The sequence below is a fragment of the Arthrobacter globiformis genome (genome assembly GCF_030817195.1).
Lineage (GTDB): Bacteria > Actinomycetota > Actinomycetes > Actinomycetales > Micrococcaceae > Arthrobacter > Arthrobacter globiformis_D.
The window spans coordinates 4,217,621-4,236,857 of record NZ_JAUSYZ010000001.1 but is presented as its reverse complement, the minus strand read 5'-3'; the positions used below and the strand labels follow the sequence as shown (position 1 = coordinate 4,236,857).

Genomic DNA, 19,237 nt, shown 5'->3' with positions numbered 1-19,237 from the left:
CAAGCTCGATCAGCAGTTTCACGCTCAATCAGCGGTTTCAAGCCGAAAGGAAATCCCCATGCCTGTCTCTGAGAACCAAGGATTCAACACCCGCGCCGTGCACGCCGGCCAAGCCTTCGAGCCGCGCACCGGCGCCGTGGTTCCGCCACTGCACTTCAGCTCCACCTACGCCCAGGACGGCATCGGCGGGCTGCGCGACGGCTACGAATACGGCCGCGGCGGGAACCCCACCCGTGATGCCCTGCAGGAACAGCTCGCAGCGCTCGAGGGCGGCACCCACGCCTACTCCTTCAGCTCGGGACTCGCGGCCGAGGACTCGCTCATCCGCGCCCTGATGCGGCCCGGCGACCACATCGTGCTCGGCAACGACGCCTACGGCGGAACCTACCGGCTGATCAGCCGCGTGCTGGGCGAGTGGGGTATCGGCAACACCCCCGTCGACATGTCCGATCTCGATGCCGTTCAGACTGCGGTTGCTGCCAACAAGACCCGCTTCGTCTGGGTGGAAACACCGTCCAACCCGATGATGAAGATCACCGACATCGAGGCACTCGCCAAGGTGGCGCACGACGCCGGGGCCCTCCTGATCGTCGACAACACCTTCGCGTCGCCCTACCTGCAGACCCCGCTCGACCTGGGTGCCGATGTCGTGGTCCACTCCACCACCAAGTACATCGGCGGCCATTCCGACGTGGTGGGCGGTGCGATCGTGGTCAAGGACGCCGGCCTGGCCGAGAAGATCGGCTTCGTGCAGTTCGCCGTGGGTGCCGTCTCCGGCCCGATGGACGCGTTCCTCACCACGCGCGGGCTCAAAACCCTGGGCGTGCGCATGGACCGGCACAGCGACAACGCCCAGGCCGTGGCCGAATGGCTCCTCGAGCGGCCGGAGGTGGAAGCGGTCCTGTACCCGGGCCTGCCCTCGCACCCCGGCCACGAGCTGGCCAGGAAGCAGATGAAGAAGTTCGGCGGCATGATCTCGGTGCAGTTCAAGGGCGGCGAGGCCGCTGCACGCAAGGTGGCCGAATCGACGTCGGTCTTCACCCTGGCTGAATCGCTGGGCGGCATCGAATCGCTGATGAACTACCCCTCGGAGATGACCCACGCCTCGGTCAAGGGCACCGAACTGGCCGTCCCCGTGAACCTGATCCGGCTCTCCTGCGGCATCGAGGACGTCGAGGACCTCATCGCCGACCTCGAGCAAGCCTTCACGCACATCCAGTGACGGCCTCCCCGCAGACGCAGGAAGGGGCCGGCACCCGGCAGGAGACCGGCAGTCCGGGCAAAGCGCGCCGGCAAGTCCTTGGCTGGCTCGCGACGGCGGGCGGTGCTGCCGCCGTCGTCCTCGCCCTGGCGTGGCTGTATGCCGGGTACGCCCCGGTCATGAACGACTTCGAGGTCTACTACTACGGCGGCACCAGGGTGCTGCAGACCGGCGAGGCCGGCATCAGCGAACTGTACGCGCCCCGGGACGGCCTGCCGTTCACCTATCCGCCGTTTGCCGCGCTGCTGTTCGCCGGCCTGGCCACCATGAGCCTGGGCCAAAGCGGGCAGCTCTTCATCTGGGCCGCGCTCGGCGGGGCCGCGGTGGTTTCGGCGTGGCTCGCCCGGCACTACTTCGCAATGACCCGCTGGCGGGACGCCTTCGCGGACTGGCGGTTCCGGACAGTCGCGCTGGCCGGGACCGGGGCCATCGTGCTGCTGGGACCGTGGCGTGACACCTTCGTCTTCGGGCAGATCAACATCATCCTGATGGGCCTGATACTGGCCGACTTCGCCCTGCACGGAAAAGCCCGGGCAGGTGAGATCCGCTGGCCGGCCGGCCTGCTGATCGGCGTCGCTGCCGGGATCAAGCTGACACCGCTCGCATTCGGTCTGTACTTCCTGGTGCGCCGCGACTTCAAGGCCCTGGGCTGGATGGCGGCCGGGTTCCTCGGCTCCGTCGCCGTGGCATGGGCCGCCCTGCCGCAGGCGTCCGTGACGTTCTGGACCAAAATCCTGCCCAACACCGGACGCATCGGCGATCCGGGGTACGTGGACAACCTGTCGCTGAAGGGGCTGCTGCTCCACGTCGGACTGCCGGACTCGGGATCCACCAGCCTGCTCTGGCTCGTGCTCGCGTTGGCCCTGGCCGGACTCACTGCGCTTGTGATCAGGTGGGCGGTGGCCGTGGAGGAAAACTTCGTGGCCGTGTCCGCGACCGCAGTGCTCATGCTCCTGGTCAGCCCCGTCTCGTGGTCCCATCACTGGGTGTGGATCGCGGTGGCACTGCCGTCCATGGCCTTCGCCATGCACCGCGTTCCCTCCCGGACCGGCATGATGCGGCTGGGCGGCTGGATGGTGGTGTCGGCCTCGGCCGTGGCCTTCTACCTCGCACCCAAGGACCTCGCCATGGCCGCCGGGGCCGAGGTGTGGGGCGTGAACCCACAGACGCAGTGGCCGCTGATGGTCTCCAGCCTGGGCGTGGTGTGCGGTGTGGCGCTCCTGGTCTATTGGGCCGCCGCGTACCGGCCCTCGCGGACGGGGATCGGGGAGCACCGCTGGGCTAGCTTTCTTCAAGAAAGTCAGCTATGGTCGCAGCATGGCTCTCCGCTCCGACTGGTCCCAGCGCAACTGCAGCATGGCCCGCGGCCTGGACATTTTCGGCGATCCCTGGGGCATGCTGGTCCTCCGCGAGGTCTTCTTCGGCAACGGCCGCTTCGACGCGATGAAAACACGACTCCAGGTGGCTGACTCCGTCCTCACCCGACGGCTTGCCTCCCTGGTGGAGTCCGGCCTGCTGGCCAAGCAGCCCTACGACGACGGCGGACGTACCCGGCAGGAATACGTCCTCACCGCCAAGGGCGAGGACGCCCTGCCGGTGCTCAACGCCGTCGTGATCTGGTCCGAAAAGCATCTGCAGGCGCCGTCGGAGCAGGCCCACATGTACGTCATCCACGCCACGTGCGGGCAGCGCACGGGCTCGGCGGACACCTGCACCGAATGCGGGGAACGCCTCACCGCGGAGAACACCAGCTGGCACAGCCTGACCCGCAGCAGCGCACCGCTCCCGCTGGCAACTGCCCAAAAGCCAACCGACAAACCGGCCACCCGCGTTCGAGGCGGCGGAGAAGAAGGAACAGCCGCATGACCACCCCCGAGGACCCCGGAGTTTTTGTACAGATATCGCGCCCTGAAGGGGCCTTAGAGGCCGATATCTGTACAAAAACTCCAGAAGCGGGGCCCAAGAATCCCGAGGAGCGGCCGAAGAAACTGCGGCGCCTTCATCCGGCGTGGGCCGTGGCGGCGGTGGCGTTCCTGGCGCTCGTGGGTGCCGCCGGGTTCCGTGCCGCGCCCGGCGTGCTGATGGTGCCGCTGCAGCAGGAGTTCGGTTGGTCCACCACGGTGCTGTCGTCCGCGGTAAGCATCAACCTGGTGCTGTTCGGCCTCACGGCTCCGTTCGCCGCGGCCCTCATGGAACGGTTCGGCATCCGGGCCGTCACTGCCGTCGCCCTCGGACTGATCGGCGCCGGCAGCGCCCTGACCGTGCTGGTCAACCAGTCCTGGCAGATCCTTCTCACCTGGGGCCTGCTGATCGGACTGGGCACGGGCTCCATGGCGCTGGTGTTCGCGGCGACCATCGCCAACACCTGGTTCACCAAGAGCCGGGGCCTGGTGATCGGCATCCTGACCGCAGGCAGCGCCGCCGGCCAGCTGGTCTTCCTGCCGTTCATCGCGATGCTCGCCCAGGACCCGGGATGGCGGCAGGCGTCGCTGCTCATCGCCGCCGGAGCCTTGGCCGTGGTTCCGCTGGTGCTGAAGTTCCTGAAAAACTCACCGGCCGACGTCGGGGCGTTGCCTTACGGGGCAGACGAACCCGCCGCCGACGCGAAGACGGAGGCCGCCCCTGCCGGGGCCGCGAACAGGAGCGCCGGTTCCGGGGAGGCCTTAGAACCGCGCCGCAACGCCGCCGTGCGGGCGCTGCAGGTCCTCAAGCGCGCCAGCAGGGTGCGCACATTCTGGGCGCTCGCCGCCGGGTTCGCCATCTGCGGCGCCACGACGAACGGACTCATCGGCACCCACTTCATCCCGTCCGCCCACGACCACGGCATGCCGGAAACCACCGCGGCCGGCCTGCTCGCCGTCGTCGGAATCTTCGACATCCTGGGCACCATCGCCTCCGGCTGGCTGACCGACCGGTTCAACCCTCGGATCCTGCTGGCCGTGTACTACCAGTTCCGCGGGATCGGGCTCCTGGTGCTGCCGCTGCTGCTGGGCTCCTCGGTCCAGCCCAGCATGATCGTGTTCGTCGTGATCTACGGACTGGACTGGGTGGCCACGGTTCCGCCCACCGCCGCGATCTGCCGCCAGGTGTTCGGCGCCGACGGCAGCGTGGTGTTCGGCTGGGTGTTCGCGGCGCACCAGCTGGGCGCCGCCGCAGCCGCCCTGGCCGCCGGGGCCATCCGCGACGCCACCGGCCACTACACGTATGCGTGGCTGGGCGCCGCCGCGATGTGCACCATCGCCGCGGTCATCAGCGCCACCATCCGCAAGGACGCCGGACGACGAAAGCCCGCAGCAGTGGCAGTCGCTTCAGTAGACTGAGCGGGACGCCCTCGGGCGCGGCTCTTGCGGCAGAACGCGCTACGCGTCCCGGAGGCGCACACTGCCGGACTACAGCTGGGGGACATTGCATGGCACTGCTTACTGCCCGAACAAAGAACGACAGACCTGCCGGGAGTGCCGAAGGACCCGATCAGACAGCGGATCAGGCGGCGGCACCACGGCTGCCTTCGGGTCTCCGGCTGCTTTCGGGTCTCCGGCTCCGCCGGCCATGGCCCGCGGTGGCCGCCGTCGAGCTGGTGTTCCTGCTGGCCGTGCTCGGCGCCGGGATCTTTGTCGCATCCCGGCTGGACGCCTGGGGCGACAAAGGCCTGGACTTTAGCGTCTATTGGTACGGCGGCAAGATCCTCAACGACGCCGGCCTGTCGCCGTCGGGCCTCTACCAGCCCACGGTGAACTGGGCAGGCGGGCCGGAACTGCCCTTCACCTACCCGCCGTTCGCGGCACTCCTTTTCAGCCTGCTCGCCAACCTGCCGCAGGCCACCGCGCTGCTGCTGTTCAACGCCGCCGGCGTGGCAGTGGCCGCCTGGGTGGCGGCGCTCGGCGTCCGCTACTGGAACAGCAAACCCAGCTGGCGCAGCACCTTTGCCGCCCCGACCTTCCGGTCCGCGCTGAACCGGCTCGGCGCCGTCGTGCTTTTCCTGGCTGTCCTGAACCTGGGCCCGTGGCGCGAAACCCTGGTCTTCGGCCAGATCAACATCCTGCTGCTGGGACTGATGACGGCGGACCTGCTGTCCCGCAGCCCGCATTGGCGGAATGGCGTCCCCGGCAGCGGCTTCCTGGTGGGCATGGCAGCCGGCATCAAGCTCACGCCCCTGGTCTTCGGCCTGTATTTCCTGGTGCGCAAGGACTGGCGCGGACTGCTGAACATGGGCGCCGGCTTTGCCTTCACCGTGCTGCTCGGCTGGGTGCTCCGCCCGGCCGAGTCCCTCAGCTTCTGGCTGGAAATTCTTCCCGACACGTCCCGGATCGGCGGCGCCGGCTACGTGGACAACCTCTCCATCAAGGGCGCCCTGCTCCACTTCGGGGTTCCGGCGGACGCCGTGACCGTGCCCTGGCTGCTCCTGGGCCTGCTTGTTGCGGGTCTGGGCGCGGCCGTCATCCGGACCGCCAGCAGCCAGGGCGCCAGGGTGGTGGCCATTTCCGCCACAGCACTCACCATGCTCCTGGTCAGCCCCGTCTCGTGGTCGCACCACTGGGTCTGGATGGCGGCAGTGCTTCCGGCCTTCGCGTGGACGCTGCGCGAAATGCCGCAGCGGCACCGGCTGTCGCGCTGGGTGATGGGAGCCGTCCTGGGCGTGTCCACGGTGGTTTTCCTGTTCTCGCCGAAGACCATCGGCACGGCCCTGGGCGCCGGCAACCTTGACCTTCAGACACCGGTGCCGTGGATCATGGCGTCCAGCGCGGGGGTGTTCTGCGCGCTCGCCATCATGGTGTGCTGGCTCGTGGTCCTTCGGCGCGACGACGTGGCGGAGCTGGCGGAATGAGCACCGCACTATGAGCACCGCACTGGTCACCGGCGTCGGGCGCCTCGCCGGAATCGGCGCGGGGATCGCCCGCCAGCTGGCCGCGGACGGCTGGGACCTGGTCCTGACCTACTGGCAGGACTACGACGCCCGCATGCCCTGGGGAATCCAGCCGGACGACGTCGGCCGGCTCACCGCGGAACTGAAGGCCATCGGCTCCAAGGTGGTGGCGCTGCCCGCCGACTTTCAGGACCCCGGCGCAGTGGACCGGCTCATGGCAGAGGTAGCCTCGCAGGCAGGGACGCTGCACGGGATGGTGCTCAGCCACGCCGAAGCCGTGGACTCGGGCATCCTGGACACCACCCTTGAAAGCTTCGAGCGGCATTTCGCCGTGAACACCCGGGCCAGCTGGCAGCTGATCCGTGCCTTCGCGCAGCAGGCAACGGACGACGGCGGCGCGATCGTTGCGCTGACCAGTGACCACACAGCGTTCAACCTGCCGTACGGCGCGTCCAAAGGGGCACTGGACCGGATCGTGATCGCCGCAGCTCGGGAACTCGGGCCGCAGGGCATCAGCGCCAATGTGCTGAATCCCGGTCCCGTAGACACCGGCTGGATGGATGACGAAACCCGCGAAGGGCTGTCCCGGCACCAGCCCGGCGGCAGGCTGGGCACCCCCGCGGACGTGGCGGGAACGGTGGCTTTCCTGCTGTCCCCGGGCGGCCGCTGGGTGTCGGGTCAGCTCATCAAGGCCGACGGCGGGTTCTCCGCCTGACGTGCCGGCGCACCCATTCACGGGGCCGGTTCACCGCGGCGTGTTTAGCGGCGATGGAAACGTACATGGGATTCCGGACGTAGCGGTACAGCCCGCTGACCACCAGGTGCTTTGGCGGAGCGAAGGGCGTCGGCGTTCCCACGCCTTCAACCGCAAACCGCACAAAGGAGTTGGCAATTACCGAGGCACCCGCCCCCATGAGGAGTGCGCCAGTCACTTGGGCCACCACGCCGCCCGGCACCGGGCGCGGCACTTCCCAGCGCGTCAGCAGCCAGGGAACCAGGCCCGCCACCGTCGCAGGGGCCAGGGCGAACACCGCCGTGCCAACGGCTGCCCGTTTCCTCTCACGACTCGTATCTGCCGGGTGTGCCATGCTGGCCATTTTCCCCATCGGCACCCTGACCTCGCAAGCTCGGCCAGGGGACCCTGCCGGCGTGGGCCCACCGCTCAACCAGCGGTGCCGGGTGGGGGGCAAGGGGGCCGCACCCCGCTGGTCGAGCTTGTCGAGATCCAGGCGGTTCGGCGCCCTGTGCCGGCGAGGCCCTCGCGGCGGCCTACTTGCTCGCCTAGAACGGGCTGGTGCCGCGCATCCGGCGGGGGCGCCCGTCCGGGTCCACTACAAGTCGGTTTGCTGCGTCCGCCCAGAGACGCTGAAGGGGCGGTACGGGTTCTGTAGTGTGGTGCCGCACATGTCCCTTGGGACGGAGCGAGTGGCGGCCGGTTTTATGCCACTGGTCCAGAGCGTCGGCGGCGGCGTTCCAGAGTTTGAGCCCGGCAGCCGGGGAGTGGAGCTGAGGGTCATTCTGGTCCAGGCCAAGGTGTTCGGCCCAGAGTTGGAGCCGCAGCCTGTAGGCCAGCGGCCGGGAACCGACGGCGCCCGTGTCTGCGGCGGGCGGTTCCCCATGACTGGCAGAAGTGTCGAACACGGCGCAGGTGAGCTCGCTGTCGGTGGTCCAGGACCGACGGTTGAAGTTGTCCGATCCGCAGGTGAACCAGATGTCATCGATGATGCAGATCTTGGCATGGACATAGATCGGAGTTCCGGCGCTGTTCTCCAGATCAAAGACCCCCACCCTGTCGGGCGCAACTTGGCACATCCTGCTGATGGCACGCATCTGCCCGACCCGCTTGGGCGGCCCTCCGAGAACACCGTCAGAGTCCGGGTAGCGGGGCACGACGGCGATCACATTCAACTCGGGGTTACGTTCGAGGGCCGCTGCGATTCCAGCTGCGACCTCTTCCGACCACAGGTACTGGTCCTCGATGTAGATCAGCGATTGGGCCTGGGAGAAGGCTTTCGTGTAGGCCCGGGCGATGCTCCGCTCACCGCTTGGCGCGAAGGGGAACGGCGGGTGCTTCATGCCGTAGGTGCGCAGCAGCTGCACGGCATGAGGTCCCGCAGGTGGCGGTGGCGGCGCAGTGGCCGGGAGCGGTTCCGGGTGCCGGGGCATATCGGCCAGACGCTGCAGCAGCATCCGGTAAGGTGTGCGATGGTCCAAGGGATGGGGGTCATTCCACCGTTCAGCGAACAATTCCAGCACATCTGCCACAACCGGGCCACGCAGCTCGAGTGCGGCATCGTGCCACGGTGGTCGTTTCCCGTACCGGGAATCCATGGTCACCGCCTGCGGGTCGCCCCCGTGATCGGCATCGTCCCGGCGGCTGTGCGAAAGGTCGATTCCGCCCACGAAGGCGACGTCCCGCGAAGGGTCGTCACGCCGGCGGATGACCACCAATTTCTGGTGATGGCAGCCGAAGAGGCGTACACGCTGATCCAACAGAACCTCGCCGCCGGCATCGTTGACCTGACGGCTGAGGAGCTCGTTGGACCGCCAACTCATCGGGGCAGACACGCGCTCTCCGTGGGATCTCCAAATCAGGCCGCGCACTTCCACTCCCGCTTTGGCTAACCGCGCCAGCAACTCACCGATCGTCGGTCCCTCCGCCGTCAGCCGCTCGTCGGAATCGCCACGCCAGTCAGTGAACCACACACGGTCTCCCGCTTGCAGAGCCGACAGCTCCTCATGCAGCCGCGCGAAGTAGGTCGCGCCATGAATCAGGGGCCGCACGAGGTTGCCCTCCGACCAGGGCGGTGATCCAGCGCCGCCAGCGTGCACGACGGTGGCTGCATTCCCGCGCTCAGCACCACTCAAGAACCAGGCACCAGCATTACTGTCCACCCGATGTTCCTCGGTCCTTCCCAAGGCCGGGAAATCGTCAGCGTCAGCCATGTGCCCAGTATGCTCCCGGCCATGCGGCCGGGGCGAGAGTTAAACCTGTTCGGGGTGCCCGCTGATCGAGCTTGTCGAGATCACCGGCGTGCGCTTGGTTTCGCTCCCCACCGGCACCCTAACCTCGCAAGCTCGGCCAGGGGACCCTGCCGGCGTGGGCCCAGGCTCAACCAGCGGTGCTTGGTTTCGACAGGCTCAACCAGCGTGCGCTTGGTTTCGGCAGGCTCAACCAGCGGTCAGCGGAACGCCGGGAGGCCTGTGATGTGCTGGCCCAGAATGAGTGTGTGCACCTCGTCGGTGCCTTCGTAGGTGCGCACCGACTCGAGGTTGGCAGCGTGCCGCAGGGGAGAATAGTCAAGCGTGATGCCGTTGCCGCCCAGGATGGTCCGGGCTTCCCGCGCCACTTTGATGGCCTCGCGGACGTTGTTCAGCTTGGCCAGCGAGATCTGTTCGGGGCGGAGGCGCCCGGCGTCCTTGAGCCGGCCCAGGTGCAGGGCGAGCATGGTGCCCTTCTGGACCTCGACCAGCATGTTGACGAGCTTCTCCTGCGTCAGCTGGTACCCGGCCAGCGGCTTGCCGAACTGCAGGCGCTCCATCGAATACCGCAGCGCCGCCTCATAGGAGTCGCGTGCCGCGCCCATGGCACCCCAGGCAATGCCGTACCGGGCCTCGTTGAGGCAGCTGAACGGGCCGCTCAGTCCCCGGGCACCCGGCAGCAGCGCCTCCGGACCCAGCCGGACGCCGTCGAACGTCACGTCGCACTGGATCGACGCGCGCATGGACAGCTTTCGCCCGATCGGCGTGGCGGTGACGCCCGCGGTGCCGGCGGGCACGAGGAAGCCGCGGACGCCGTCGTCGGTCCTGGCCCAAACCACCAGGACGTCGGCCACGGAGGCGAGACCGATCCAGCGCTTGGCGCCGTCCAGGACCCAGCCGGCGTTCTCGCCTGTCCCGTCCCGCCGCGCGGCGGTGGTCATTGACGACGGGTCAGAGCCCGCCGTCGGCTCGGTCAGCGCGAAACAGCCGATCACCTCCCCGGCGGCCATCCGAGGGAGCCACTCCTGTTTCTGGTCCTCCGAGCCCCATTTGTGGATGGCGCTCATCGCCAATGAACCCTGGACCGAGACGAACGTGCGGATTCCGGAATCGCCGGCCTCCAGCTCCATGGCGGCCAGGCCGTACTCGACGGCGGACCGGCCGGGGCAGCCGTAGCCTTCCAGATGCATGCCCAGGACGCCCAGCTCGCCCAGCTGCGCGGGCAGGTGCATGGGGAAGACGCCCTGCTCGTACCAGTCCGCGATGTCGGGACGGATCTGCTGGTCGGTGAAGTCCCGGATCCGTTGCCGCAGGGCCAGCTCATCCGGGGCCAACAGGGAATCCAAGGCCAGGACATCCGAAGGGTCCGGGAGACCGTACTCGGCCGAAGCTTCCGCAGGATCAAGGGCGTCATTGCTCATTGCAGCATTTTACGTGCCCGGTCATTCCGTGCCGCGGGTTGCCGGCTAAGGCGGGCCGCGGCCACCGATCCGCAGTTTACCGACCCGAGGGAACCCGCGTCCCGTCCAGGAAGTACTCGCGGGTTGACGGCAGGAACCGGCAGACCGCGGCCAGCACCACGCCCAGGGCGAGCAGCACCACGCCGCTGACAAAGGCCCCGCCGACGCCGAAGATCTGCGTATTCCCGTAGGCCGGGTCCCACATCTGCGCCGCAGAGATAAAGAAGGCCGCGGTCAGCAGCAGCGCCCCGAGCAGCGGAAGAATCCCGCGGAACCACAGGTTGCGGGCAGACCCGCGCAGGGTGTCCCGGAAGTACCAGGCGCAGGCAAAGCCGGTGAGGGAGTAGTAGAAGGCGATGAACAGGCTGATGGAGCTGATGGAATCGGACAGCAGGTTCTCGCTGAGGAAGCTCATGGCCACGTAGTACACGATGGCCGCGGCGCCCATGACCTGGGTGGAGAAGCCGGGGGTCTGGTTGCGTTCGTGGACCTCGCCGAACTTCGGCGGCAGGGCCCGGTGGACACCCATGGACAGGGTGCCGCGGGCTGTGGGCAGGATGGTGGTCTGGGTGGAGGAAAGCACGGATGCCAGCACCGCCACCACGATCACCCAGCCCCAGGGACCCAGCACCACGTCCTTCATCGCCAGGAACACGTCGTCCTGGTTGTCGGCGTTGGCCAGCCCGATGCCCTCTGTCCCCACCGAGGCGTACATCATCACCAGCAGCGCGACAGAGACATAGATGGCCACCAGCACAAATGCCGAGATGACCGCCCCGCGGCCCGGGGTGGTGGCCGGGTTTTCGGTTTCCTCGTTAACCGCCAGGCAGGTGTCCCAGCCCCAGTAGATGAACAGGGCCAGCACGATGCCGTGGACCACCGCGCCGGGATCGGCGAACGCTCCGGCCGGGTTGAACCATTCGACGTCGAACGGCTGGCCCGCCGGCGCCCCGCCGGTCAGGCCGGCGATGCGCAGGATGATCGCCACGGCGAAAATGCCCAGCGAGATGTACTGCACGTACGTCAGTGTGCGCTGGACGTGCTCACCCAGCCTGATCCCGCGGTAGTTCACGAGGGTCATGAACGCGATGAAAACGACGCCGGTGGCCGTCACCACCGCCTTGTTCCCCGCCAGCGATCCGTCGCCGATGAGGAGCCAAAGGTACTGGCCCGCCACCTGCGCCAGATTGGCCAGGACCACGACGCCGGCCAAGGCCACGCCCCAGCCGCCCAGCCATCCCGCCCACGGGCCGAAAGCGCGGCGGGCCCAGATGAACGTGGTGCCGCAGTCCGGCATGGCGCTGTTGAGCTCGCGGAAGGCGTAGGCGATGAACAGCACCGGGATGAAACCGAGGAGCAGGATCAGCGGCGTGTAGTTCCCGTTGACGGCCACAATCAGTCCCAGCGTCGCGGCCAGCGAGTACACCGGGGCGGTGGAGGCGAGCCCCAGCATCACGGAGTCGCCCAGGTCCAGGATCCCGGCGCGGAGTCCCTTGCCGGGAACGGCATCGCCGGGCTGGCCGCCGGCGCCGCCGGCCGTCGTCGTCGTCGTTCGGGTTCTCATAGAGCACCTGTTCTCATAGAGCTATACCTGCCTTGTTCGCGTTGGCCTGTGCCGCCTGGACGCTCAGCGGCGCCGGCGCGTCAATGGTGTTCGGGACGAAGCGGCAGAAATAGTCGGTGACCGGCCCATCGGACTCGCGGATGCCGCAGCCCACCGATTCGCCGTCCACCACCCACAGGCCCAGGACCGGATGGCTGCCGTCGAAGTCCGGGAGGGAGTGATACTGCTGGTAGCACCAGCCCTCGCGGCCGTACCCGCCGGGCTTCGCCAGGCTGATGCCCTCGGCGTGGATCCGGATGTTATCGCCTTCGCGGCCGTGCAGCGGCTTGGCAACCCACTCCCGCAGCGGGCCCGGATCATTGAGGAAGGCGGGCAGCAGGTTCGGATGGTCCGGGTAAAGGTGCCACAGGGCGGCCAGGAGCGCCTTGTTGGAGAGCAGCATTTTCCAGGCAGGCTCCACCCAGCGGGGATTCTGCGAGCGCTGCAGCAGACGGTGGCCGAACGGCTCCTTCATCATCAGCTCCCAGGGGTAGAGCTTGAAGATGGTGCTGATCATGAAGTTGTCCATGTCCACGAACCGCTTCAGGTTCGGGTCCCAGCCGATGTCCGACATGTTGATACCGATGGTGGTCCACCCCGCCTGGCTGGCCACGTCCCGCATGTAGGCGGCTGTCATCCAGTCCTCACCTGACTCCTCAGCCTCGGAGTGTGCCACATGCAGGGTGCTCATCCCCGTGCGGTACTGCAGCTTCTTCCACTGCCGGATCAGTGCCTCGTGGATGCCGTTCCACTGGTCCTTCTCCGGGAAGACGTCCTGCAGCCAGAACCACTGGGCCACTGCCGCCTCGATGAGGCCGGTGGGCGTGTCCGCGTTGTACTCAAGCATCTTGGCGGCGCCGCCCTGGCCGTCATAGATGAAATCGAATCGCCCGTAGATGTCCTGGTCCCCGGCCTGCAGCGACTCGGCGGCCAGTTCCAGCGCCTGGGGGCCGATGCCGATGGGGCCCATGGCGCCCGTGGCCAGGAACTTCGCGGCTTCCAGGCACATCCTGTGCATGTCCTCGGCCGTCTTTTCGAGGGTTTCCACCTCGTCCATGGTGAATTCGTAGTAGGCGGCCTCATTCCAGTACTCGATCTTCTTGCCACCGGGAAGGGTGGTGGTGGAAAAGACCAGGCCCTGTTCCTCGATTTTCTGCTTCCAGTCCGGGCGGGGCTCCGAGAGTAACCGCTTCACGCCTAGCCTCCCGTGCTTCCGCCCTTGGAGCTGCTGCCGAAGCCGCCCCTGCTGACCGTGCCGCCCTTGCTGCTGTAGCCCGTGGCCGTCTTGGCCCCCTGCGGCACAGTCCTGGTGAAGTTCGGGTAGGCCGTCCTGTTCTGGCCGATGCCCGGAACGCTGGCCCCGCGCGCATAGAAGTACCAGGCATAGAGGGCGCCCCCGCGTCCGGCCGAGCTGTTGCACTGGGTGTCCTCAACGCGCTCGCCCGTCTCCTCGTTGAAGCAGACCTGGGCGTAGTCAGGGTCCTGCTCGTTGCTCGCCACGATCGCCGTGATGGTGCCGGCCAGGAGCGCGGTGACGCCGAGGCCCACCACCACCGTGCGGCGCTGCGACCGTTTCTTTCGAGCTGCCGCATCGCGCTCGCGGTCACGCGCGAACGGATCAAAGACGGGGCCGGGCTGGGGGAATCCGGTTTGGTTCCTGTTTCCTTCTCCCGGGGTTGCTTTGCCCGGGGTTTCCGTACGGGGCTTTCCGTTGCCGGGCTTTCCCCGGGTTTCGTCTCCCGGTGTGCCGGGGGTCAGCAGTTCGGGGTGGAGCTCAGGCTTGGGCACCTGCCAGGGCGGCGGCTTGGCCGGGCCGCCGGGCAGGGCGCCCCCGCCGGACCTGTCGTCGTTCCGGCCGGACCTGTCGTCGTTTTGGCCCCCGTCAGCGTCCTTGCTCGGGTCCTTCTCCGGGTCCATGGTTCCCCCTGCTGCTCCATGCTGTTGGTGGCCGGAACGCTGGGCCGCGGCCGGCGGAACCGGCTGTCCGTCCCGCCGGTAAATACTGCAGCAAGCCTAGTGGCTGGAGGGTGCCGCGGTGAATAACTTTCGACTCCCGGCCGTCCCGCCGGAATCACCAAAGGCGCCGGTCAGGCCGAGAACCTACACTGGTGCCATGCACACAGCCACACTTCTTGCCGTTTGCCGGGTCCACCAGCTCCTTCCGGACGAGGGAAGCGTGGGCGTCACTGCCATCGACAAGCGGCCCGTGGACGGGCCGGTGAAGGTGCACAAGCTCGGTTTGCACGGCGACATCCAGGCCAGCCGCATCCACCACGGGGGAGAGGACCAGGCGCTCTACGCCTATTCCCAGGCCGACGCCGATTACTGGATCGGTGAGCTGCAGCGCGAACTGCCGCCGGGGATCTTCGGTGAAAACCTGCGCGTGGCAGGGATCGAAACCACGGGTGCCGTCATCGGTGAGCGCTGGCGGATCGGGTTGGATGTTGAGGTTGAGGTCACCTCGCCCCGTGTTCCGTGCGCGACCTTCCAGCGGCGCATGGACGAGGCCCAATGGGTTAGGCGCTTCACGGCGGCAGGCCGGGTGGGCGCCTACCTGCGCGTCATCAAGACCGGTTCCGTGCAGGCAGGCGACCACATCCACCGACTCTTCGTGCCCAAGCACGGGGTGACCATCGGCCGCTGGTTCAGCGAGCCCGACGTCGACGCCATCGAGGCACTGCGCGACGCCGAGGCCGACGGCGAAATCCGGCTGCAGCCCGAGTACCACGAACGGTTCGAGAAGATGCTCCGCCGGGTGGGAAGCTAGCACGGCCGAGACGGCCCGGCGGCGCTGCCGGGTTGCTGCAAAAATGCCGCGTGTGCGCAAGCTCACCGCCCTTGCTGGCCCCTCGGTTCGCTAGTGCGGGTAGTCATGCTTTACACTGGAAACATCCCCCACTCCGGAAATCCCTTATTCCTGCCCAATTTTTGAGGCAGGACTGGCAAGTGTTGGGGCCCGCAAATGTGATGCGGGCAGTTTCATAGGGAGAGCCGGCTGAAGAAAACGCTGTACAGACTGCTGGGATAGCAGCCAAGAGATGCAGTGTGAAGTCCTGCCACGGGATTGCGAAAGCGCCGGACTTCTAGTGACCGGCCGGTCAATGTTTGCCCGGCGACCACGGCACATGTACTGCGGCTCCGCTCACCTCGGGTTGTGCCGCCTGGCCCCCTATGGATGAGGAATATCTCCCTATGCCCGAAAATCACGACAACGCCAACCAGACGGCGACCGCCGAAACCGCCAACGTTGAATTCACCGAGGCTGCTGTCCCCGCAGCCGAGCCTGCTGTCGACGCTCCCGCCGAGGCCGACGCTCCCGCCAAGGCCGACGCTCCCGCCAAGGCTGAAGAGCCGGAAGAAGAAGGCGTCCGCTTCACCGACCTTGGCATCGACGGCCGCGTCCTCGCAGCCCTGCAGGATGTCGGCTACGAAAAGCCTTCCCCGATCCAGGCAGCAACCATCCCGCTGCTGCTTGAAGGCCGCGACGTCGTGGGCCTCGCCCAGACCGGCACCGGTAAGACTGCAGCATTCGCAGTACCGGCACTGTCCCGCCTGGCCGAGCTCCACGACCTCAACGGCCCGTCCCGCAAGACCCAGGCACTGGTCCTGGCCCCGACCCGCGAGCTGGCGCTCCAGGTTGCCGAGGCCTTCACCTCGTACGCCAAGCACATCGATGACTTCACCGTCCTCCCCGTTTACGGCGGCTCCGCCTACGGCCCCCAGCTCGCCGGCCTGCGCCGCGGTGCACAGGTTGTCGTCGGTACTCCCGGCCGAGTGATCGACCACATTGCCAAGGGCTCCCTGGACCTGTCCGAGCTCCAGTACCTGGTGCTGGACGAGGCCGACGAAATGCTCCGCATGGGCTTCGCCGAAGACGTGGAGCAGATCTTCCAGCAGACCCCGTCGGACCGCCAGGTGGCACTGTTCTCCGCCACCATGCCGAGCCAGATCCGCCGGATGTCCAAGCAGTACCTGAACAACCCGGCCGAGATCTCGGTGAAGTCCAAGACCACCACCGGCGCGAACACCCGTCAGCGCTACCTGCAGGTTATGGGCCCGCACAAGCTCGATGCCATGACCCGCATCCTCGAGGTCGAAGAGTTCGACGGCGTCATCGCGTTCGTCCGCACCAAGATGGCCACCGAGGACCTCGCCGACAAGCTGCGCGCCCGCGGCTTCCAGGCTGCCGCCATCAACGGCGACATCCCGCAGCAGCAGCGCGAACGTACCGTTGACGCGCTCAAGGAAGGCCGCATCGACATCCTGGTTGCCACCGACGTCGCCGCCCGCGGCCTGGACGTCGAGCGCATCAGCCACGTGGTCAACTACGACATCCCGCACGACACCGAGTCTTACGTGCACCGCATCGGCCGCACCGGCCGTGCCGGCCGATCCGGCGACGCGATCCTGTTCATGACTCCGCGCGAGAAGTACCTGCTGCGTTCCATTGAGAAGGCCACACGCCAGCCTGTGGAGCAGATGCACCTGCCCACCGCTGAGACCGTCAACACGCTGCGTCTGGGCAAGTTCGCCGAGCGCATCACCGAGACGCTCGAGTCCGAAGACGTGGCGGCATTCCGTGACCTGATCGCGTCCTACGAGGAAGAGCACAACGTGCCGGCAGCAGAAATCGCTGCGGCACTGGCCGTGATGGCCCAAGGCGGCCAGCCGCTGCTGGTCAAGGAACTCCCCGCAGCTCCCGAGTTCCAGAAGCGCGAACGGTCCAAGGATGGCTTCGGTTCACGCGGTCCGACCCGTGCCCTGACCGAGGGCAACGCCACCTACCGGATCGCCGTGGGACGCCGCCAGCGTGTCATGCCGGGTTCCATCGTGGGCGCCATTGCCAACGAGGGCGGCATTTCCTCGTCGCAGATCGGCGGCATCGACATCCGCTCGGATCACTCGCTGGTCGAGCTGCCCGCTGACCTTAGCCAGGAGCAGCTGCGCGCCCTTTCCCGCACGCGGATCGGCGGTGAGCTGATCCACCTCGAGCTGGACTCCGGCCGCAAGCCCTCAGGTGACCGCGGCGGCTACCAAGGCAACCGTGGCGGCGACCGCGGCGGCAACTTCAAGGGCAGCGGCGGCTTCAAGAAGGAGTTCCGCAAGAGCGACGGCGAGCGTTCCTCCGCCGACCGCGGCGGCCGTTCGTACAGCGAGCGTTCCGAGCGCGGCATCGGCACGGACGACCGTGGCCAGTCGAGCGACTCCCGCTTCGGCGGTCACGGCAACGGCGCACGCAAGCCGCGCCACGGTAACGAAGGCGGCCACCGCGACTTCAACCGCAAGGGCAAGTGGTAATCACCGTCTGGTGATGAACCAAGCATCCGAATAGAAACAGGCCGGCTGATCAGCCGGCCTGTTTCTGTTTAAGGGCGTTCCCCGCCGCCCGTGTGTACGCTTCGTCACATCTGCGTCCGGAAAGGCTCTGAAGGGGCATCCAAAGGGGCCCGCAGCCTGCTCCAGGCCTGTGTTTCCGGGGTTTTCTGACCCTAGGAGCCCCGTTCCGCCGCCGATTTGTTGAGTGCCAAATCTTCCGGTAGAGTATTTACTCGTTGCCCCCCTAGCTCAGTGGTAGAGCGCGTTCTTGGTAAGAACGAGGTCACCGGATCGATTCCGGTGGGGGGCTCGGAATGAGGGCCCTGTGTCAAGGCGGTCTTGACCGGCTTGACACAGGTTTTTCTCATTCGTGGCGGTGTAGCTCAGTTGGTTAGAGCGCACGACTCATAATCGTGAGGTCGGGAGATCGAGCCTCCCCACCGCTACCGAATCTGCAGGCCAGAGGCATTCAGCCCCTGGCCTGCTTTTGTTTTTGGCCCATTGGGCACCCGGCCCAAACCGTCGCGGGGCACTTTGGGGGAGCCGGCGTCGTAATTAACGACGTCGGCTGGCGTGTCCCGCGCCGAAGTGCCCCGTCTTGGGCTGGCTCCGTCACCCGAAAGCATGTGTGCCACCCCCCCCAATCAGGGCTGGCGGCCACAGCGTAATTCCAAGTTTTCGTTCTTAGGCTCGGCACCATGACCGGCCGAGGTGTACACCCCGGCCGCAGAATGGTGCCCGTGGGGGGAACACAGTGGAGTGGTTTGGTGAAGGCGGCGTGGAGCGCCGTGCGGTTCTGAATCTGGGGCGGATCGCGGCGGCCGGCGGAGGTCTCCTTGCCTTGGCCACCGTCACCGCGGGGCCGGCATCGGCAACAACCGTTCCAACGGTGCCGCCGCCGGAGGTGGCCCCAACCCCGTCCGGGCCAGCCACTGATCAGCCGGTCAGCCCAGAGCAGCCTGCCCCTGAGACCGTCCCTGCCCTGACCAAGGCGGACGTGGGACTCTCGGAGGTGGACAATACGGCCGACGCCGACAAGCCCGTTTCCGCCGCGCAGCAGGCCGCCCTGGATCTCAAGGCAGACGAAATGGGCATCGTCCGCGGCACGGACGGCCGGCGCTACCGGATTGTGGCCTGTGCGGTCCGCAACAGCGGCCTGGGGTTCTCCTTGATTGACGACGACCGGCACACACCCGTGGGGGTGGTGTCGACGGAAAGCGCCCTGGACGACATGTCGGTCACCATCAGAATGGGGTTCGACGGCCTGAAGGTGAGCTCGGTGGTGGTCGTTGCCGACGAGACGCTGTCTGCCGCCGGCTACCAGCTGGGCGCGTCCGTCGGCCTGAACAGCATCACCATCCAGGCCTCGCAGCCCGCAGGGTTGGGGGACTACGTCTCGTGGAACGGTTCTGCCTGGGTGTCCCTCAACGGGCTGGTCACGTCCACAACCATGAACAAGAGCACAGGCCTCATTACCTGCACGCACGCAGCCATGTCCTCGCCCTACGGCGGCTCCGCCACCTCCACGAGCCTTTACCTGGTGGACAACGCCGGCATTCCGGTCAAGACCCCCACCAAGGACAACAGGTTCTGGCTGACCCGCACGGGTGCCCGGAGGGTGCCCATGTCCGAGCTCGCCCTGGGGTCCGCGAACATCTGGGTCTACGGGATGTTCGAGGTCTGACGAAACAGCCCCGCGCTGCCTTTCCGGCGGTGCGGGGCTGTTTGGGTTCGGGGTTGTTTGGCTGCCG

Annotated in this window: 16 protein-coding genes and 2 tRNA genes; 12 read left to right on the top strand and 6 right to left on the bottom strand. The window is 67.3% G+C overall.

Annotated elements, in window-relative coordinates:
- Positions 1-58 precede the first annotated feature (58 nt).
- From QF036_RS19375 to QF036_RS19350, 6 genes are all read left to right on the top strand, one after another.
- Positions 59-1,222 (top strand): cystathionine gamma-synthase, encoded by a 1,164-nt coding sequence (locus QF036_RS19375; protein ID WP_307104457.1) that lies wholly within the window; start codon positions 59-61, stop codon positions 1,220-1,222.
- Positions 1,219-2,730, top strand: a complete 1,512-nt coding sequence (locus QF036_RS19370) for a glycosyltransferase family 87 protein (RefSeq protein WP_307104455.1) — start codon at positions 1,219-1,221, stop codon at positions 2,728-2,730. Before QF036_RS19375 ends, QF036_RS19370 begins: the two co-directional genes overlap by 4 nt.
- Positions 2,618-3,127: a winged helix-turn-helix transcriptional regulator gene (locus QF036_RS19365; protein ID WP_307104453.1), complete on the top strand. Its 510-nt coding sequence runs from the start codon at positions 2,618-2,620 to the stop codon at positions 3,125-3,127. The genes QF036_RS19370 and QF036_RS19365 overlap by 113 nt, the downstream gene beginning before the upstream one ends.
- Positions 3,124-4,581, top strand: coding sequence for an MFS transporter (locus QF036_RS19360; RefSeq protein ID WP_307104451.1), 1,458 nt, complete (start codon positions 3,124-3,126; stop codon positions 4,579-4,581). Before QF036_RS19365 ends, QF036_RS19360 begins: the two co-directional genes overlap by 4 nt.
- Positions 4,582-4,670: 89 nt before the next feature.
- Positions 4,671-6,086 carry a glycosyltransferase 87 family protein gene (locus QF036_RS19355; RefSeq protein ID WP_307104449.1) on the top strand — a complete coding sequence of 472 codons (1,416 nt, stop codon included), beginning with the start codon at positions 4,671-4,673 and terminating at the stop codon, positions 6,084-6,086.
- 10 nt (positions 6,087-6,096) lie between these two features.
- Positions 6,097-6,840 (top strand): SDR family oxidoreductase, encoded by a 744-nt coding sequence (locus tag QF036_RS19350; RefSeq protein ID WP_307104446.1) that lies wholly within the window; start codon positions 6,097-6,099, stop codon positions 6,838-6,840.
- Here QF036_RS19350 and QF036_RS19345 read toward each other — a convergent pair.
- The gene (locus QF036_RS19345) at positions 6,812-7,213 is read right to left on the bottom strand and encodes a methyltransferase family protein (RefSeq protein ID WP_307104444.1); all 402 of its coding nucleotides are present in this window, start codon (positions 7,211-7,213) and stop codon (positions 6,812-6,814) included. The genes QF036_RS19350 and QF036_RS19345 overlap by 29 nt on opposite strands.
- 193 nt (positions 7,214-7,406) lie before the next feature.
- Positions 7,407-8,315, bottom strand: a complete 909-nt coding sequence (locus tag QF036_RS19340; protein ID WP_307104442.1) for a phospholipase D-like domain-containing protein — start codon at positions 8,313-8,315, stop codon at positions 7,407-7,409.
- A gap of 27 nt (positions 8,316-8,342) precedes the next feature.
- On the opposite strand from QF036_RS19340, the gene QF036_RS19335 reads away from it, so the two are divergent.
- The gene (locus QF036_RS19335; protein ID WP_307104440.1) at positions 8,343-8,750 is read left to right on the top strand and encodes a hypothetical protein; all 408 of its coding nucleotides are present in this window, start codon (positions 8,343-8,345) and stop codon (positions 8,748-8,750) included.
- Between the two features lie 557 nt (positions 8,751-9,307).
- On the opposite strand, the gene QF036_RS19330 is transcribed toward QF036_RS19335, so the two are convergent.
- The 4 genes from QF036_RS19330 to QF036_RS19315 all read right to left on the bottom strand — a co-directional run bounded on the left by QF036_RS19330 (position 9,308) and on the right by QF036_RS19315 (position 14,087).
- Positions 9,308-10,528 (bottom strand): acyl-CoA dehydrogenase family protein, encoded by a 1,221-nt coding sequence (locus QF036_RS19330; protein WP_307104439.1) that lies wholly within the window; start codon positions 10,526-10,528, stop codon positions 9,308-9,310.
- A gap of 76 nt (positions 10,529-10,604) precedes the next feature.
- Complete coding sequence (locus QF036_RS19325) at positions 10,605-12,131, bottom strand: APC family permease (RefSeq protein WP_307104437.1); 1,527 nt, start codon at positions 12,129-12,131, stop codon at positions 10,605-10,607.
- 13 nt (positions 12,132-12,144) lie between these two features.
- On the bottom strand, positions 12,145-13,365 hold the full coding sequence (locus QF036_RS19320; RefSeq protein ID WP_307104436.1) for a glutathionylspermidine synthase family protein: 1,221 nt from the start codon (positions 13,363-13,365) through the stop codon (positions 12,145-12,147).
- A 2-nt stretch (positions 13,366-13,367) separates the two neighbouring features.
- On the bottom strand, positions 13,368-14,087 hold the full coding sequence (locus QF036_RS19315) for a Tat pathway signal protein (protein ID WP_307104434.1): 720 nt from the start codon (positions 14,085-14,087) through the stop codon (positions 13,368-13,370).
- A gap of 196 nt (positions 14,088-14,283) precedes the next feature.
- Between QF036_RS19315 and QF036_RS19310 the strand changes: the two genes are divergently transcribed.
- The 5 genes from QF036_RS19310 (at position 14,284) to QF036_RS19290 (ending at position 19,170) form a co-directional block, all read left to right on the top strand.
- The gene (locus QF036_RS19310; protein ID WP_307104432.1) at positions 14,284-14,937 is read left to right on the top strand and encodes an MOSC domain-containing protein; all 654 of its coding nucleotides are present in this window, start codon (positions 14,284-14,286) and stop codon (positions 14,935-14,937) included.
- Between the two features lie 425 nt (positions 14,938-15,362).
- A complete protein-coding gene (locus QF036_RS19305; RefSeq protein ID WP_307104430.1) occupies positions 15,363-17,468 on the top strand; it encodes a DEAD/DEAH box helicase in 2,106 nt (701 codons plus the stop codon).
- Positions 17,469-17,724: 256 nt separating this feature from the next.
- A tRNA-Thr gene (locus tag QF036_RS19300) sits at positions 17,725-17,796 on the top strand.
- 62 nt (positions 17,797-17,858) lie between these two features.
- Positions 17,859-17,932: transfer RNA gene (locus tag QF036_RS19295), tRNA-Met, on the top strand.
- Positions 17,933-18,240: 308 nt separating this feature from the next.
- Complete coding sequence (locus QF036_RS19290; RefSeq protein ID WP_307104429.1) at positions 18,241-19,170, top strand: hypothetical protein; 930 nt, start codon at positions 18,241-18,243, stop codon at positions 19,168-19,170.
- Positions 19,171-19,237: the final 67 nt, after the last annotated feature.